The organism is Brachyspira pilosicoli P43/6/78 (genome assembly GCF_000325665.1).
GTDB classification, from domain to species: domain Bacteria; phylum Spirochaetota; class Brachyspiria; order Brachyspirales; family Brachyspiraceae; genus Brachyspira; species Brachyspira pilosicoli.
Map to the genome: position 1 here is coordinate 857,292 of NC_019908.1, position 17,499 is coordinate 874,790.

A 17,499-nucleotide genomic window follows, 5' to 3' on the forward strand; every position below is an offset into this window, starting at 1 on the left:
AACTCCAAATTAAATATCATTCTTCTTATCGTTTTTAGGCTCGCCTCTATATTTATCAATTTGTATCAAGCCTTTATCCTCATAGAAAGTAACAGCCTTATAAGTTTGTCTAATATCAAATTCAGCACTTCCTATAATAAGCTTAACACCAGCCAACGCTTCTTTTCCAGCACTTATTGTAGATTCTACTTTTTCTATTTCCATTTGCTGTGATAAAGCCTCTCTTCCTAAAACAACTTCCTCTCTTCTGCTATTAGCCTGCTCAAGCTGTTCTTTTAAGCTTTGCAATTGCTCTGTTTTTTCATCGTCTAATTTTCTCACTTTAGCAGCCTGTTCTAATGACTTAATACTTCTTTCTATCTCTTCTATAGCAACATCAAGTTCTTCTTTTTCTTTATCCATAGCAGCAATATTTCTTCTCTTAGCAGGACTAACTCCCGTTTCTATAGTAGTTTTTGTTCCAGAAGGAGAACCTAATACCTTACCATTAACCTCATATAAAGCTCTTAATACTCCGCCGCTAGCAGAAGCTCTCTTACCTGTAAGTATTATTCTATTATCAGCATCTATATTAGAATTAAGTATAGCTTCAGTAACTACAACATTATTAGCAGATTCAACATTAGAGAACTGTATAAACTTAGCTATAACATCTCCACCAGCCTTAACAAAACTATTTTCATTTCCTTGAATACCAAGTTTTACTATAATGTCACCTTTAGCCTCGAGGTCGCATTTACCAACAGTACCATTAACCTCAATATTGCCTTCAGCTTTTATAGAGAAATTATCACTAACACTGCCCTTAACAAGAACACTTCCTACAAAATTAATATTACCAGTCTCAGGGCCCACATCTCCAGAAACTTCAAATACAGGCTCAACACTTAATAACTTACCCTTTAATAAAACCTGTCCGCTTATACCAGCAACTATATAATCACCCTCTATAACTACATTATCCCCAAGTATATCTTTTAAATCTATATCTTTACCGTCTTTAGCCTCTATCTTTGTACCTAAAACATTAATACCATGCTCTCCCTCTGTGGCAGGAATCTTATGTGCTAGCTTTTGTCCTTCAGATACATTTTCAACTATACTTAAATCTTTATAATCTATAGACTCATCTTCATCTATATATTTTGGTATAATATCTTTATTAACTTTAACTAAATATTCTATTTTAGCATTCTGACCAATCTTAGGATAAAGACCTTCAGCAGCAAGTATTGGAACATTAAAAGTACCATCTTCCAAAAGTTTTGCTATATTATCTTCTTTTACACCAAATACAATTCCACTATTTTCTAATAATTCTTTAGCATCTTGCAAGTCAATTTCTCTTCCGCCATTGTTTGGCTTACTAACAGTAATATAAGCTTGCATATTATCTTCTGTAATAGTGTATGTAATCTTAGCATTATATACAGATTTTGAGGGGTCCCAATCAGCTATTTTTACATACTCGCCTTTTTGGTCATGCAAAACCTCTTTAGCTAAATTAGAATCATAATGTTTAATACCAGCTTCTATTAATTTTTTCTCTAAAGCCTTAACATCTTCAATTCTGCTTCCATCAGCAGTAGGAGGAGAAACTTTTAAAAATACTCCGTCTCTTTTTACTCTCACTACTATGCTTGTATCTTTATCTATAACAACACTATCATTATGCTCCATACTTGAAGTAGTAGAATAATCAACAGTATGACCATAAGTGATACTAGATTTATCATATTTTATATGAGTATATCTTATTAAATAAGGATTAGAATGAAGCTTTCTAAAAATTCCTGTACTTCTATCTCTAATGATTTTATAAGATAATTCGTATACAGGACATTGAAATATAGCAGCAGCCTGATGCATACCATCTTCCAAATTCTCAACTTCCAATTCTATAGAACGCGAATTCTGATTATTATAAATATCTTTGTAAAAATCACTCTCTAAAATTTTTCTTTTTAATTCATTCATAAAAAACCACCTACTATAGTAATTGTTTTTTTATCTCTGAAAGACTGTATCTTAATTGCTGCACAGCCTTTGTATGAAGCTGAGATACCCTGCTCTCTGATACATCTAAAACTTTACCAATTTCTTTTAAAGTTAAATCCTCATAATAATATAATATAAGAACACTTCTCTCTTTTTCAGGCAGCTTATCTAAAGCCTCAACAATCTTTTTTTGCACATCTTTTCTCTCTGCAAGATATTCAGGATTATTTTTATCGCTAGCTTTTAAAGTATCCATTATAGATATCTCATCAGAATCATCACCATGATACCAAACTTCGCTTAAAGAAGTAGTAGATGCTTCTATAGAATATCTCATAGTTTCATTAATTTTACTTAAAGGTATTCCCATAGTATCTGCTATCTCTTGAGAGTTAACATTGCGTCCTAATTTGCTTTCCAAAAACTCTCTTGCAATTTCTATATCTTTTATTTCTCTTCTTATAGACCTTGGAAGTTTATCTATTTTTCTAAGTTCATCATAAATAGAACCTTTTATTCTTGTTGTAGCATAAGTTTTAAACTTAACTTCTTTATTAGGGTCATACTTTTCTATAGCATCTATTAAACCTAAAGCACCATAACCTACTAAATCATCAAATTCTATATCCCTAGTTGCTTTCATATTGAAGTTTATCTGATTAGCAACATACTTAACCAAATTAGAATACTTTATAACCAATGCTTCTTTTATATGAGGTGAAAGAGTTTTTTTATACTCAATCCAATACTCCTGCTCATTATCATCTGTTATATTTGGTATTATGCCTTTCTTATTCTTTTTCATAATGATACTCTACTTTTTTATTTTTTATTTTATTTGCTTTCTTTTTTCTCTTCTTTAGCAAGCATAGTCCTTACTGCTTTAGCAACTTTTTCTGGGTCTTCTTTTACTTCCCTCTCTAAACTAACTGCATCAGCACTCTCTTTCTTTAGAGGAAAATAATCACTTACATCTTCTGTATTAGAATTATTTGTAACGGAAGATATTATGTCTCCTATATCGCCTGTATTATGATAATCTACTTTTTTATTTTTATCAATATTTATATTATCAATACTAGGCATAATATTATTATCTGACATACCATTTTCAGTAAAATTATTATCCGCCTTATTCATTTCAAAAGAATCAGTAATAGGATTTTCTGAATTATTATTATTTTCTATTATGTTATTATCATCTATATTTTCTTTAACTGCTTCAGTATTTACATCTGCTTCATTATTAGAAACATTATTATCAAAAACCCCAGAAGATTCTATAACATCAGATAAAAACTTTTTCAACACTATAGCCAAAGTATACAATATAATACCAGTAATTACTGTAGATATAAAAGCCCTTATAATAGACACATCTATTCTATTTCTAAGCAATGTAGAAAATAAAAAAGTAAGCACAAATGATATACCCATTATAACAAGTGATAATTTACCAAAATTACTGGAAAAATATTTTTTTACCTTAGCCATAAACTCATTCATAAATAAACCTCTATAACTCAATTATTTAATAAATTCTATTCTCTCTTCTGCTAACAAAAGCAAACAATGATTCCATAAAACCAGATAGCCCCCTACTATCTTTTTCTTCATCATATTCCATATCAATAATTTTTTTAGCTATATTATGTATAGAAATAGAAGCATGACATTTATTATCGTATTGATAAAAAGGAAGCTGCTGCGATACAGAATAAGCAATAGTTTTATCTTCAAGAACATATCCCAAATATTTAATATCCATATCCAAATATCTCTTGCTCACTTCTATAATCTTATCTCCAACATCTTTACCTTCAGATGCCTTAGTTACTCTATTAACCAAAATCTTTATATCTGCCTTAGGATTTTCTGGAGCTATAGATTTTATTACACCATAAGCATCAAGTATAGCTGTAGGCTCTGGTATAGTAACAACAATATTCTCATCTGAAGAAAGCAAAAAATATAAAACATTATCAGATATTCCAGCACCAGTATCAATTATAATAATATCAGCATCATTTAAAGAATCCATGCTGTTTATTAATTTAGTTAAACCTCTGCTTGATAAGTTTGCCAAAGATGAAAAACCAGAAGCTCCTGCAATATATCTAATACCATACTCAGTTTCAAGTACTACCTCATGTATTTTCTTAGTACCCTTTATAACATGATATAAATTATATTCAGGTATAGTACCTAATATAACATTAACATTGCCAAGTCCAAGATCCGCATCTATTAGAAGCACATTCTTTCCTAATTGCTGTAATGCTATAGCTAAATTAATAGCAATATTAGTTTTTCCTACACCGCCCTTACCGCTAGTTATACTAATTATACGCTGAGGACGTTTATCTTTTACTTCCATCATCTTTCTTAATTCATCTGCTTGATCTTTCATAATATTTTATAATTCCTATATATAAATTAATTTTTTATTTATCGTATCCAAATAAACCTTCTATCATCTTATGAGCGTATCTTTTAGCAGGAGCAATATCTTTAGGAACTCCCTGACCATAAGTTACATAAGTGATAGGAACTTTACTCTTAGATATAGCACATAAAGATGAAGCTAAATAATCAGTTTCATCTACCTTAGTTAAAATAATACCTTTATAGTTTGCAGGCTTAAATGCATTCATAATCTTTAGAGCATCTTTATACTTAGCAGTAGAACTCATTACAAGCTGAACGTCCATATCAAATCTTCCAACAGTATTAAAATATTTAGACATAGACACTATCTCTTCAACACTCTTAGGCGAACGTCCCATAGTATCTATAAAAAGTAAAGATGAACTATCTAATTTGCGTATCTCTGCTCTCAAAGCCTCTGGAGTACTAGCACTAGTAAAAGGAACTTTCATTATACTAGCATATCTTTGAAGCTGATCAACTGCTGCTATTCTGTAATTATCTATTGTTACAAATGATACTTTCTTACCTGATCTCATATACTGAGCTGCTATTTTAGGTATTGTAGTAGTTTTACCAACACCAGTAGGTCCAACGAATACTACTATTTTCTTTTTAGAACCTATATCTATTCCATTAGCAAGAAGCAATCTGCTTGAAAAATATCTCTCTATCTCTTCTTTTATAACATCTTTAGACTGAAAAAATCTTGCATTACTTGAAGTAAGTAAATATTCTCTTAATTCAATTAATACCTCTTCTGGAAACTCTCTGTGTCTTAAAAAATTAAAGCTATCTTCCATACTATCTGTAACAGAAGTATCTTTCGTAATAATATTTTTATCAGAATATGATACATCATCATCTTCTTCTTCAAAATCATCTTGATAAAAATTATTATTAAAATTATTTTTTAGAGAAGAGTTTAAATGACTATCCTCTCTTCTATAGTTTTTTATTTCTTCTATAGTGTTTTTTAAACTTCTCTCTTCATTTTGGAATATACTATCATAATCATTGTTTTTATAAAAATTGTTACTACTTTTTTCTCTTCTGCTATAATTTTTGGAGTTAAAATTATTTCTATCTATATTTGGTATATTGTTTTCAAAATATTCTTTAACTATATCTTTTAGTTGATCTTGAACAATTCTTTTAACATTTGCTTCTATACTATCAATGTTTGCATTATTTTTTGTTTGATATTGCTGAGAATTATATACTGAATAATCATCTTCTTTATGAGAAGTGTTTCTAGCGTATGAAGTATCCGAATCACTTAATAAAGCACCGCCCATCATACCAAAATTATAATTACCATTAAAATCATTTAAATTATTATTTACTTTTTTCTCTTCAAATTGCATAGGCTTAAAAGATTTATTATTATTAACAAGTTCAGCATTTTCAAATTCAGTAATATTTACAGCAGCAGCACTCTTTTTAGCCATTAAATTTTCGCTTCTTTCACGAGCAGATTTTTTCAAAGCATTATTAAGATTAATAAGTCTCTCAGCCATTTCACTAGCATCTAACACTTCTGTCTTATGCTTATTCATTTCTATTCTATCGCTATTTAATTTACTATTATAGCTCTCTTCTTCTTCCACATTATTATTTACTTCTTTATCAGCATTTTTTTTATCATATATAGAATTATTTAGCATTATTCTAATTTCATGTTCAGTCTTTTTTCCAAGTCCCAAAAAACCGCCAACTTGAATATCTTTACTAGACAATATATAAAAATTGCTTCCGTACTCAACTCTAGCCTTAGCAAAAGCATCAGTCTTATCTTTTCCTCTGATTGTTCTTATATCAACCATCTTAATAACTCCCTAAAATTAATACTGCTCTAAAACGCCGATAGATACTTCAAATTCTTTTTTTATAATACCAAATATATTTTTTCTGCTTAATTCTCTTATGCTAATAATAAAATAATTTTCACCATATTTATCCCTAGCCTGTTTTTCAATTTCTTCTCTGTTTTTACCAAAGATTTTGATAGTTTTCATAATCATTACTCCAATAATATTTTATTAAAAACTTGTTTATTTTTTATTTTATACTAGCAACACCCATCACATTATAACCCTGTGCGATTTCAGTTGTTGCCACCACTTTATACTTACCAATATTTTTAGCAATAAATTGATACAAAGGTCTTCTTATTATAGGTGAAACTAAAAATACTATTTCATCAACTCCAGACTCTTGAACTAATTTTACTGCATCTTTTATATTTCTTATAAGAGCCTGCATACTTTCAAAACTCATAGCTATCATTTGAGAGCCTTGTATATTTCCGCTGTCTGCTAAATTTTGAGCTATATTATTTTGAAGCTGCTGACTCAATGTAATAACTCTTATATTTCTCTGGTCATCAGCTATAATCTGCGATATTTGAGGAGCTAATCTGCTTCTTACCAATTCAGTAGCCTGCTCGCTTCCCATAATTGTTATAGCATCAGCAATACCTTCTAATATAGCAACACTGTTTCTGATAGGTATCTCCTCTTGAAGCAAGTTCTGCAATACTTTTTGTATATATCCAAGAGGACTTTCATTATGAGGTTTAGCAGCAAGCACCTCTGATACAAGAGCCTTATTATCATCTTTAATGAGGTCAAGCATATTCTGTACTTCTTCACGTCCGATAAGAAGATTAGCGTTTCTTTTAATTGTTTCGCTGAAATGTGTAGCAATAACTGCAGTAGGCTCAAACAACATAAAGTTCTTTCTCTCAGCAGTATCTTTTTCAGCAACTCTAATCCAATAAGCAGGAAGACCAAAAGCAGGGTCTTTAACACTCTCACAATCAGGAGTAGGACCTTCTTTAGAATTAGCATTTAAAGCAAGAAGCATGTTTGGACGAACAAAACCTCTAGCCATTTCTGTATTATTTATGCTTATAGTATATTCATCTGGCTCTATAGCCTGGTTGTCTACTATACGAACAGGAGGAACTACAAGTCCAACCTCCAAAGCAAGCTCTCTACGAATCTGGGTTATTCTATGTATTAAATCTCCGCCTTCAGATTCTAATGCCAAAGGCACTAATGATGTAGCAATTGATAATTCTATCTTCTCTACTTTTAAGAAAGGTGTAACATCTAAAGGACCATTTTGAGGCTGTTCCTGAGCTTCTGCCTTAGTGCCGTCTTCATTAAGTCCAAGCTCTTGCTGTTCTTTTCTTAGAGCATAACCTGCTAAAAATAATGCCAATGCTATAACAAATAATGCTATCTTTGGAAAACCAGGTAAGAACATTAAGAAGAATGCAAAACCAGCTCCAATAAACAAATTCTTTGGCTTAGCAAAAACTTGTACTGCAATTTGAGTAGAGAGATTATCTTCACTGCTGCTTCTAGTAACAAGCAAACCAGTAGCAAAACTCATAAAGAAAGAAGGTATCTGGCTTACCAAACCATCACCAACAGTAAAACGAGTATAAGCATCAGCAGCCTGAGCAAATGCCTCGCCTCTCATAGTTATACCAATTATGAGTCCGCCAACAATGTTTATTATTGTAATTATGATACCTGCTATAACGTCGCCCTGAACAAACTTTGAAGCACCGTCCATAGTACCATAAAAATCACTCTCGCCTCTTATCTTTTTTCTCTTCTCTTCTGCTTCTTTATCTGTAATAGCTCCAGCCTGAAGTTCGCTTTCAACAGCCATCATCTTTGAAGGCATACTATCTAATGCAAATCTTGCAGCTACTTCTGATACTCTTGTAGCACCTTTAGTAATTACTACAAACTGAACTATTATAAGTATGATAAATATTACAACACCAACAACTATATTATTTCCAACTACAAACTCAGCAAATGAAGTGATAACCTTACCATTAAAATTAGCACCCTGTGTAAGTATTGCTCTTGTTGTAGAAACGTTTAATGCAAGTCTAAATGCCGTCATAACCAAAAGTACAGAAGGAAATACACTAAACTCACTAGCACTCTTTATGCTTAAAACCATAAGAAGTATAAGCAAAGATATAACTATATTTATGATAAGAAGAAAATCCAAAATCATAGAAGGAAGCGGTATAATAAGCATCATTATTACCATAACCGCACCTATAGCAAACATTATGTCGCTGTGTCTACTAAGATTTGTAGGTAATTTTATCGAATCTAAAAGTGATTTAGCATTATTAATAGTTGCCACTTTTTATTTCCTCCTATATAGCCCTTGCCATTTTTTCATTACGTATTCTATATACCTCGCCAAGTATTCTTGACACAACATGAAACAACTTCTCTGGTATATACTGCCCTATATCAACATTATAATAAAGCTCACGGGCTAAAGGTTTATTTTCTACTATTTCTACTTCATGTTCTTTTGCTATCTCTTTTATTTTTAAAGCAATATTGTCAACCCCTTTTGCAGTTACTATAGGAGCATAATCACCGCTTTGATATTTTAAAGCAACCGCAAAGTGTGTTGGGTTTGTGATTATTACATCTGCCTCTGGTACTGATTTAAGCATTGTTCTGCTTACAATCTTTCTAGCCATTTCTTGAAGCTGATTCTTCACTAAAGGGTCTCCTTCCATTTCTTTGAACTCTTCTTTCATCTCATGCTTTGTCATCTTTAAGCTATTAATATATTGCTTTCTTTGAAAATAATAGTCCACAACAGCAACTATTATCATAAATATCATTACCTTTCCTATCATCTCTAAAACTATAAAGAAAAACACATTCATAGCCTGTGCTAATTCCATATGAACCATATTAAACAAATCATTGCGTCTGCCGTTTATTGTTGTAAATGTTAATATGCCAATAACAATCATTTTAAAAAGTATTTTAGCTAAGTTCATTAAGTTTTGAGAAGATATAAAAACTCTCTCTTTAAAATTTGACCAAGTTGGTGCTATTCTTTTGAAATTAGGTTTTAATTTTTTTGTAGTAAATAAGAATTGTGTTTGTGCTAAATTTACTCCAACACCTATAATCAAAGCTGTAAGCAAAACTATACCAGCTGTTTTTGCTATTAATAAAACTATTTCTATAAATATATCAGGAAGTCCGTCCATAGTCATTGTTGCATCAGCATTTGAAATTCTATTTAAAATATCAACAAAAAATTGTGATAATGTATTTGTAAGATAACCTATAAGCAAAGCTATTAAAACAGTAGTAACACCCAATACTAAAGTTTGATTAATTTCTACAGAGTTTACAACACGTCCCTCTTCTTCTCTTGCTCTTCTCTTTTTTCTTTCTGTAGGAAGTTCTGTTCTGCCTTCATCTTCAGCGGATGCAAACAAAGTTAATGCAAAACCTCTGCCTGTTAAACGCAAATATTTTCTATAAAGTTTAGCTCTTATAGAAATAAATAAATCTTTTACTTGTAAATATTTAACCAAAGAAGCAAGCATTATCATACTGTGCCTCCTGACAAAAAAACAAACAAGTTATTAATATCAGCAATTGTGTTTTGCAATATCTTCATAAAATTAGCAATTAATGCAGGAATAAGTATATAATATGCAACAATTCCAACAGCTATTTGCATAGGAAAACCAAGCATTAATATATTCATTTGAGGAGCAGCTTTTGCTAATAAACCTAAACTTAATGAAAGTAAAAACAAAGTAAGCATTATAGGCAAAGCAAGCGATAAAGCAATAGAAAACATAGAACTCATATAATAAATCATTCTATCTATTACACCTTGAAAAGAACCTAAAAACACAGCCTTTGAAGCATCGCTTAATACAGGCATAGCTTTAAAACTATTATACAAAGTTCTTATTACCCAATTCTGACCATCTATAGCTATAAATATAAGTATTACAACTAAAGCCTGAAGCTGACCTAATACAGGAACAGTAATTTGGCTTATAGGGTCAACTGCCTCAGATATACCGAAACCCATTTGTATTTCAAAGAAGTTAGTTGTAACCTGAAAAGCTAAAAATATCATAGACATTAAAAAGCCTATTAGCAAACCTATCAATGCTTCATTTAACAAACTTAAAAAATACTCTAAAAAAGTAGGAGCCGCTTGTACTGATATATTTGCTACTAGAGGGAAAATTGTTGCTGTTGCTACAAATGCTAATCCTGCTTTTATAGTATTAGGAATAACATTAGAAGAGAACATAGGGGCTACTATGAGTATAGCCAAAAATCTTACCATTATGAGAAGGTAAATCTGAAAGAAATTAACAAAATTATCCATCTTCTAACTATTCCGTATTTATTATTATCTTGCTATAGTAGGCAATATATTAAAAAGTCTAACTGTAAAACCGCTTATATAATTTATCATCCAAGAAGCTAAAAAATATATAACCGCAAGCATAGCTATCATTTTTGGTACAAAAGTTAAAGTTTGCTCTTGAATACTTGTAGTAGCCTGTATTATAGATATAATAAGACCAACTATTATAGAAACTCCCAAAACAGGAGCTGAAAGAAGCATAAAAGTCCATAAAGTTTGCTGAACTAAAACAATAATAGAAGTATCATTCATAATTTACCCTCTTATTAATATTTCCTAATTAAAACTTTGTACAAGCTGTAATATCAAGAGCTTCCAACCATCAACAGCTACAAACAATATTATTTTTAAAGGCAATGATATCATAATTGGAGGAAGCATTATCATACCCATAGCCATTAATATTGAAGCTACAACCAAATCTATAACTATAAAAGGTACAAATAAATATATACCCATCTTGAATGCTATAGTAAGCTCATTGATAATAAACGCAGGCACTACAACTATAGTTGGAATCTTTGCCAAATCTTCTACAGACTGAATATCTCTTAATCTAACATTGGTATCACTAATACTTAAGAACAAATCCAAACTCTTCATACCGTTTTCGCCTCTCAAAGAGTTGAACATAAACATCCTTATAGGCTGTATTCCTCTGCTGTATAAATCATTAACACCTATAGTACCGTTTAAATAAGGCTGAAGTGCTTCATTATTTATTTGAGTTAATGTTGGCATCATTATAAAAAATGTTAAAAACAAAGAAAGCCCCATTATTAATGCTCTTGGAGGTGTTTCTTGTAATGACAATGCTCTTTGAACAAAACTTAAAACTATAGAAACTCTCACAAAACTAGTAGTCATTATTATAATAGACGGAGAAAGTGAAAGTATAGTAAGCAAAAACAATACTTGAAGACCTAAGCTAACTTGCTGAGGTGTTTGAGCTTGTGTAACATTTAATCCTATTGTAGGTATAGGTATTTGTGTTTGAGCAAAAAGAGTAATCGGAGCAAATAAACACAATATAACAATAACAGCAAGAAACTTTTTCATTTTTTTATCATACTCCAATTTTTTTATTAAATATAATCAGAATTATACCGTTAATATATAAGTTATCATATTACAATAAAAAGTCAAGTATTATGTTAACTATTTTTAGACAAAACTATATAAAAATTATCATTTATAGTAAAAGACCAAACAAATAGCAGTTATAATAAACTCCATTCAAATAAAAAAAATTTCTTATCTCTCCTTCTATTTCAAAGCCAAATTTTTTGTATAAACTTATTGCTCTATTGTTATCAGCTCTTACGTCTAACTCTATCTTTTTTAAATCATTAGCCTTGCAATAATTTATTGTGTATTCAAGCAGTTTAGAAGCTATACCTCTGCCCCAATATTCTTTTAAAACACTTATACCTAAGCTTACCCTATGTTTTACTCTCTTTTTATTAATACCTCTAATACTGCATATACCAACTATTTTTTCATCAATCTCACACAAAAACATCTTCTCTAATACAGATTTCTCTATTGTCTGTATAAACTCGCTTTCTTTCTCTACACTAAGCTCTCTCTCATCAGATGCACATATTAAAAAATCGCTCTCATCTGATACTTCTTTTATAAAATCAACAACATTTTTAGCATCTGTTATATGCACTTCTCTTATAATCATACTAAAGCTTAAATTTTATTATGTAAACTGTAATATGATAACTCTTTTTTTGTTTTTGTAAATACCATTAAATATTTTTTAAATAAAAAATAATAAAAAACAAATAAAATATAAAGCAAATACAAAACATTTGACAAAAAAACATCATAGATATAATATCTTTGCTTAAATAAATTAAAAAATTATTGGTATCATTATCATGCTTAGTATAGAAAATTTAATTATAGTAATTATAGGCTGCTCTATAGCGGGGTTTGTTGACGCCGCTGCTGGTGGAGGCGGACTTATAAGCTTGCCTGCATATTTAATAGCCGGTATTCCTCCGCACACTGCCCTAGCTACAAATAAACTCACTTCTACATCAGGTGCTGTAGTTTCTGCTTTTACATTCTTCAAAAATGGAAAACTAACAACAAAACTAATAAAGTTTTTAATACCTATGACAATATTAGGCTCTATTGTAGGTGTTCAGGTTATTGTACTTATAGATGCAAAAGTGTTACAGCCTTTAATAATGATACTTATCTTATTAGTAGGCCTTTATACTCTATTTTCAAAAACTTTTGGTACAGAAAACTTATTCGATGAAAACAACCTCAAAGCTAAAAACTATATAATAGGAATGTTCTTTGCCTTTCTTTTGGGTTTTTATGATGCAGTATTTGGTCCCGGCACAGGAAGTTTTTTAATAATGTTTTTTGTGCTTTATTATAAAATGGATTTTCTTCTTGCCTCTGGTAATGCTAAGGCTTTGAACCTTACAAGCAATTTATGTTCATTAATAATATTTGCAATAGAAGGAAAGGTTAACTATATGGCTGGTGTATTCGTTATACCTTTTATAATGACATCAACTTACTTCGGTGCTAAGTTTGCTATAAAGAAAGGAATAAAAGTTATAAAACCAATATTTGTAACTATTTCCTTACTAACTACATTGAAAATATTAATAGATATAATTAAATAAATAAAAAGTACATACTGAAGATTTTTAAGTTTATAATAAAATAATTTTTATATTTTTATATCTGGGGGCTTTGCCCCATACCCCACTTCTTTTGGTGCCACAAAGAAGCAAAAAGGCTACATTTGGACTTTAATTTAATAAATTATTTTACATGTAAGACAATTTTAGTATGATTTAGTACTAATTCTATCCTTGCACTTTTGCAACTTTGACGAAGTCCGCAGAGCGTGTGCGACAAAAAAGTAGATAAAATTTATATAAAGTGCATCAGTTGACAAACTTAAAAATTTTCAGTATGTAATAAGCATATATTTAATAATTATAAATTCTCTTTCAAAAGATTATAAAGATTAATCATAAAACTATAACTAAATTTACATTCCTATTATTTTTTTACCATACGGTATTATTTTTTTAATTAAAATATAGATTTGACATTTTGTAAGTTTTATAATAAAGTAACAAACTATGCGGAGTGGGTAAACGCGGTATTTAATTAACTAATACTGAGGAAAGTCCGTACCTCTAAAGGGCTTCATGCAAGCTAACGGCTTGAAGGCGAAAGCCTATGGAAAGTGCAGCAGAAAATATACCGCCTATTTTTAGGTAAGGGTGAAAAGGCGTGGTAAGAGCACACCGCATTTGTGGCGACATGAATGGCAGTGTAAACCCCATGAGAGGCAAGAGCAAACAGAAACCGATTGCCCTTTTCATAAAGGTTTCAGGTAGCTCGCTTGAGTACTACAGCAATGCAGTATCTAGATAAATGTTTACCTTAAATGACAGAATACGGCTTATAGCTCCGCTTAATTATTATATATAAGGATTTCAAAATGTTTAAAAAAATAACAAAACATATATTAATTATAACATCTATAATAATACTCTCTTTAACAATGCTAAATTGTAAAAAAACAGAAAATATAGAACCTAAAAGAATTGCAATAATAGGTGCTATGGACTCAGAAATCGCTAATCTTAAAAGCATGCTTGAAAATACAGAAGAAATAAAAATTGCAGGCATAACATACTATAAAGGTAAATTACATGGAAAAGATGTGGTATTATTAAAATCTGGTGTTGGTAAAGTTAATGCTGCTGTTGCTACAACTATAGCTATAGAAAAATTTAATATTGAAAAAATAATATTTACAGGTGTTGCAGGTTCTGGAAATCCTAATTACAACATAGCTGATATAGTAATTTCAAAAAACTTAATTGAACATGATTTTGATACAAGCGATATAGACGGAGACGATATTACTGTATTAGTTGAAGGATATAACGATAATTATTATCCGGCTGATGAAGCATTAATAGAGCTTGCAAAATCTTCAGCAGAAAAAGTGATAACAAATAGTAAAGTATATGTTGATACAATAGCTACTGGAGACCAATTTGTAGGCAATAATGAAAAAGTTAAACAAATACATGATAAATTCAAAGCTGGTGCTATAGAAATGGAAGGAGCTTCTGTCGCTCATACTGCTTTAATGTATAAAATACCTTTTGTTGTTATACGCTCATTATCTGATAAAGCTGACAGTGATGCAGAAGTGGATTATCCAAAGTTTGTTATACAGGCTTCTGATAATTCTGCTAAAATTGTCTCTGAAATGATAAACAATATGAATTAATTATATATTTTATTTATTATAATTTTATTGTTTTCTCGTTTTACCTGAAGTTTATATACTTTATCATCTGAGTATTTAAAATCTTCTCTATAGTGAGCACCCCTGCTTTCTTCTCTCTCAAGCATACTTAAAGCCATTATTTTTATGCTTTCAATAATCAAATAAATTTCTATAGAACCATTTTTTATATTTTCTTTTATACTATAATTACTTCTTATATTATTAAGTTCATTAAGAAGCAATTCTATTTTTTCTTTGCTTCTTACAACAGATAGATTCTCGCTTACTAAATTTCTTATTTTTATTAAAACTTCATTTCTTGTAAAATTATTCTCTTTATCATCTTTTGAAATCTCATTAACCCAATCATTAAATTCTTTTTCTATATTATTTAATTTTATATTATTAGAATCATCAAAGTTTGTATTTTTAATATATTCAAAAGCATTTTTAACAGCATTATTTCCAAATACTAAAGCCCCTCCAACAGAATTACCTCCAAGCCTATTAGCTCCCTCTATAGCAGACGATAACTCACCTATAGCATAAAGCCCTTTAACACCTGTAAATGCATTGCTGTCTATTTTTATTCCGCCGTTACAGCTATGAGCAAAATGAGTAATAACAGTTTCATCTTTCAATAAATCTATTCCTATTTCTTTTTTAAGCCAATTTAAATATACAGTGTAAAACTCCTCTTTATCTTTGTATAAATCTTCTGAATATTTTAATTTAACGCCTTCAGAAGATATTTTTAAATCTATTTCTCTGCTTTCAAAATCATTACTAAAAGGAGCATAAGTACTCCTCTCTATCCATAATCTTTTAGTTTCTTCGTTTTGTATACCATCTAAAAGTAATTGATTTTTTAAATCATACATACCTATACAATATTTTAATGTATGCTCTCCAAACAATACATTATATTTTGGCTTTAAATATGCCGGTATAAATTGTATAAACTCCATATTTTGAGCAACTGCCCCAGCATCTAACGCAACAACATTACCTACTCCATTAATATTTTTTGGATATAAACTATTTTTATAATTTCCAGCAACTCCTCCCGTAGCTAATATTATCACCTTTGATTTTATAAAAAAGAATTTGTCTTTATTTTGAAACACCGCTCCTACAACTTTATCACCATCTTTCATTATTTTTAATAAAGTGCTTTCTTCAAATATTTTTAATCTTTTATTTTTTCTAAATACCTTTTTTGCTCTTTTTCTTGCATCATTCCAATTATTAATCAAAAAAACATCTCTTGAATATTTTGCAAAACATGCAGCTCTTGAATCTTTTCTAAGCCAAGGTTTAAATCCTATTCTTTTTAATAAATAAATATCTTTTTTAATATTGTATATATAAGTTTTTATTAACTCAGGATTTTCAACTCCCTTTCCCATATTAATTATATCTTCATAATATTTATCATAATCATTTTTATCTTTTGTAGCCTGTATTCCTAAAGTGGCCTTCAATGGAAAATATGAAGCACCTGTGCAAATTTTTCCAGTAGTTACAATACATAAATTTTTAAAAATATTAACAGCTCTTTCTGCAGCAATAAGTCCCGCTATTCCAGCACCAACAATTAACACATCTGTTTGTTTATATATATCCATTATATTTTTCTCTTTATAATAAAAATTTATTAAATATATTTTAACATTTTATTAATCCATTACAATATTATAAAAAAGTTAAATTAAGAAGTTTATAAAAATATAGTTTTAATATATAATAGTTTTCAATTATTATACTTTTTAAGGAGAAAAATTATATTATGTCTGAAATAAAAAGAATCGCAATAATCGGTGCTATGGACTGTGAGATTGATAATTTTAAAAACATGATTGAAAATATAGAAGAAATTGAAATAGCTAATATTACTTATTATATAGGAACTTTATGTGGTAAAAATATAGTGCTTTTAAAATCTGGTATAGGTAAAGTTAATGCTGCTATTGCCACAACTATTGCTATAGAAAAATTCAATGCAGAAAAAATAATATTTACAGGTGTTGCTGGATCTGGAAACCCTGATTATGATATATCTGATATAGTTATTTCAAAAGATTTAATAGAACATGATTTTGATACAAGTGCATTAGATGGAGATGAACTTACTGTATTAGTTAAAGGCTATGATAAAAACTACTACCCTGCTGATAAATCTTTAATAGAACTAGCAAAAGCTTCAGCTCAAAAAGTTATAACAGACAATAAAGTTTATATTGATACTATTGCTACAGGCGACCAATTTGTAGGAGATAATAATAAAGTAAAACAAATACATAATAAATTCAAAGCTGGTGCTATAGAAATGGAAGGAGCTTCAGTTGCACATGCTGCTTTGATGTTTAAGGTTCCTTTTGTTGTAATACGTTCATTGTCTGATAAAGCTGATAGTGATGCTGTAGTAGATTTTCCAAAATTCGTAGCAAAAGCAGCAGAAAACTCAAAAAAAATAGTAATAGAAATGCTAAATAATATTTGATAATTATTTTTTGGTTACTATTGAA

16 protein-coding genes and 1 other RNA gene are annotated in these 17,499 nt (G+C 29.7%); 4 read left to right on the plus strand and 13 right to left on the minus strand.

Annotation, left to right across the window (positions count from 1 at the left end; genetic code table 11):
• Positions 1–9 precede the first annotated feature (9 nt).
• The 12 genes from BPP43_RS03825 to BPP43_RS03875 form a co-directional block, all read right to left on the minus strand.
• Positions 10–1,977: a flagellar assembly protein A gene (locus BPP43_RS03825; protein WP_013245124.1), complete on the minus strand. Its 1,968-nt coding sequence runs from the start codon at positions 1,975–1,977 to the stop codon at positions 10–12.
• Between the two features lie 13 nt (positions 1,978–1,990).
• Complete coding sequence (whiG, locus tag BPP43_RS03830) at positions 1,991–2,803, minus strand: RNA polymerase sigma factor WhiG (RefSeq protein WP_013245123.1); 813 nt, start codon at positions 2,801–2,803, stop codon at positions 1,991–1,993.
• A gap of 29 nt (positions 2,804–2,832) precedes the next feature.
• Positions 2,833–3,504 carry a hypothetical protein gene (locus BPP43_RS03835; RefSeq protein ID WP_015274233.1) on the minus strand — a complete coding sequence of 224 codons (672 nt, stop codon included), beginning with the start codon at positions 3,502–3,504 and terminating at the stop codon, positions 2,833–2,835.
• 25 nt (positions 3,505–3,529) lie between these two features.
• The gene (locus BPP43_RS03840) at positions 3,530–4,408 is read right to left on the minus strand and encodes a MinD/ParA family protein (RefSeq protein WP_013245121.1); all 879 of its coding nucleotides are present in this window, start codon (positions 4,406–4,408) and stop codon (positions 3,530–3,532) included.
• Between the two features lie 34 nt (positions 4,409–4,442).
• The gene (locus tag BPP43_RS03845; RefSeq protein ID WP_015274234.1) at positions 4,443–6,251 is read right to left on the minus strand and encodes a flagellar biosynthesis protein FlhF; all 1,809 of its coding nucleotides are present in this window, start codon (positions 6,249–6,251) and stop codon (positions 4,443–4,445) included.
• 18 nt (positions 6,252–6,269) lie between these two features.
• A complete protein-coding gene (locus BPP43_RS11710; RefSeq protein ID WP_013245119.1) occupies positions 6,270–6,443 on the minus strand; it encodes a hypothetical protein in 174 nt (57 codons plus the stop codon).
• Between the two features lie 43 nt (positions 6,444–6,486).
• On the minus strand, positions 6,487–8,607 hold the full coding sequence (locus BPP43_RS03850; RefSeq protein ID WP_014933023.1) for a flagellar biosynthesis protein FlhA: 2,121 nt from the start codon (positions 8,605–8,607) through the stop codon (positions 6,487–6,489).
• A 13-nt stretch (positions 8,608–8,620) separates the two neighbouring features.
• Positions 8,621–9,835, minus strand: coding sequence for a flagellar biosynthesis protein FlhB (gene flhB, locus BPP43_RS03855; RefSeq protein WP_013245117.1), 1,215 nt, complete (start codon positions 9,833–9,835; stop codon positions 8,621–8,623).
• Positions 9,832–10,635, minus strand: a complete 804-nt coding sequence (fliR, locus tag BPP43_RS03860) for a flagellar biosynthetic protein FliR (RefSeq protein ID WP_015274235.1) — start codon at positions 10,633–10,635, stop codon at positions 9,832–9,834. The genes flhB and fliR overlap by 4 nt, the downstream gene beginning before the upstream one ends.
• Positions 10,636–10,659: 24 nt before the next feature.
• On the minus strand, positions 10,660–10,929 hold the full coding sequence (gene fliQ, locus BPP43_RS03865) for a flagellar biosynthesis protein FliQ (protein ID WP_013245115.1): 270 nt from the start codon (positions 10,927–10,929) through the stop codon (positions 10,660–10,662).
• Positions 10,930–10,953: 24 nt separating this feature from the next.
• Complete coding sequence (fliP, locus tag BPP43_RS03870; protein ID WP_014933020.1) at positions 10,954–11,736, minus strand: flagellar type III secretion system pore protein FliP; 783 nt, start codon at positions 11,734–11,736, stop codon at positions 10,954–10,956.
• Between the two features lie 133 nt (positions 11,737–11,869).
• Positions 11,870–12,367 carry a GNAT family N-acetyltransferase gene (locus tag BPP43_RS03875; protein ID WP_014933019.1) on the minus strand — a complete coding sequence of 166 codons (498 nt, stop codon included), beginning with the start codon at positions 12,365–12,367 and terminating at the stop codon, positions 11,870–11,872.
• 199 nt (positions 12,368–12,566) lie between these two features.
• Here BPP43_RS03875 and BPP43_RS03880 point away from each other — a divergent pair, with 199 nt between their 5' ends.
• From BPP43_RS03880 to BPP43_RS03885, 3 genes are all read left to right on the plus strand, one after another.
• Positions 12,567–13,334 (plus strand): sulfite exporter TauE/SafE family protein, encoded by a 768-nt coding sequence (locus tag BPP43_RS03880; RefSeq protein WP_015274236.1) that lies wholly within the window; start codon positions 12,567–12,569, stop codon positions 13,332–13,334.
• Between the two features lie 467 nt (positions 13,335–13,801).
• An RNA gene (rnpB, locus tag BPP43_RS11520) (RNase P RNA component class A) lies at positions 13,802–14,147 on the plus strand.
• A 20-nt stretch (positions 14,148–14,167) separates the two neighbouring features.
• Positions 14,168–14,971, plus strand: a complete 804-nt coding sequence (locus BPP43_RS03885; protein ID WP_014935806.1) for a 5'-methylthioadenosine/adenosylhomocysteine nucleosidase — start codon at positions 14,168–14,170, stop codon at positions 14,969–14,971.
• Here the strand turns inward: BPP43_RS03885 and BPP43_RS03890 are convergent.
• Positions 14,968–16,599 (minus strand): FAD-binding protein, encoded by a 1,632-nt coding sequence (locus BPP43_RS03890; protein WP_015274237.1) that lies wholly within the window; start codon positions 16,597–16,599, stop codon positions 14,968–14,970. The genes BPP43_RS03885 and BPP43_RS03890 overlap by 4 nt on opposite strands.
• Positions 16,600–16,760: 161 nt before the next feature.
• Between BPP43_RS03890 and BPP43_RS03895 the strand changes: the two genes are divergently transcribed.
• On the plus strand, positions 16,761–17,474 hold the full coding sequence (locus BPP43_RS03895; protein ID WP_015274238.1) for a 5'-methylthioadenosine/adenosylhomocysteine nucleosidase: 714 nt from the start codon (positions 16,761–16,763) through the stop codon (positions 17,472–17,474).
• Positions 17,475–17,499 lie beyond the last annotated feature (25 nt).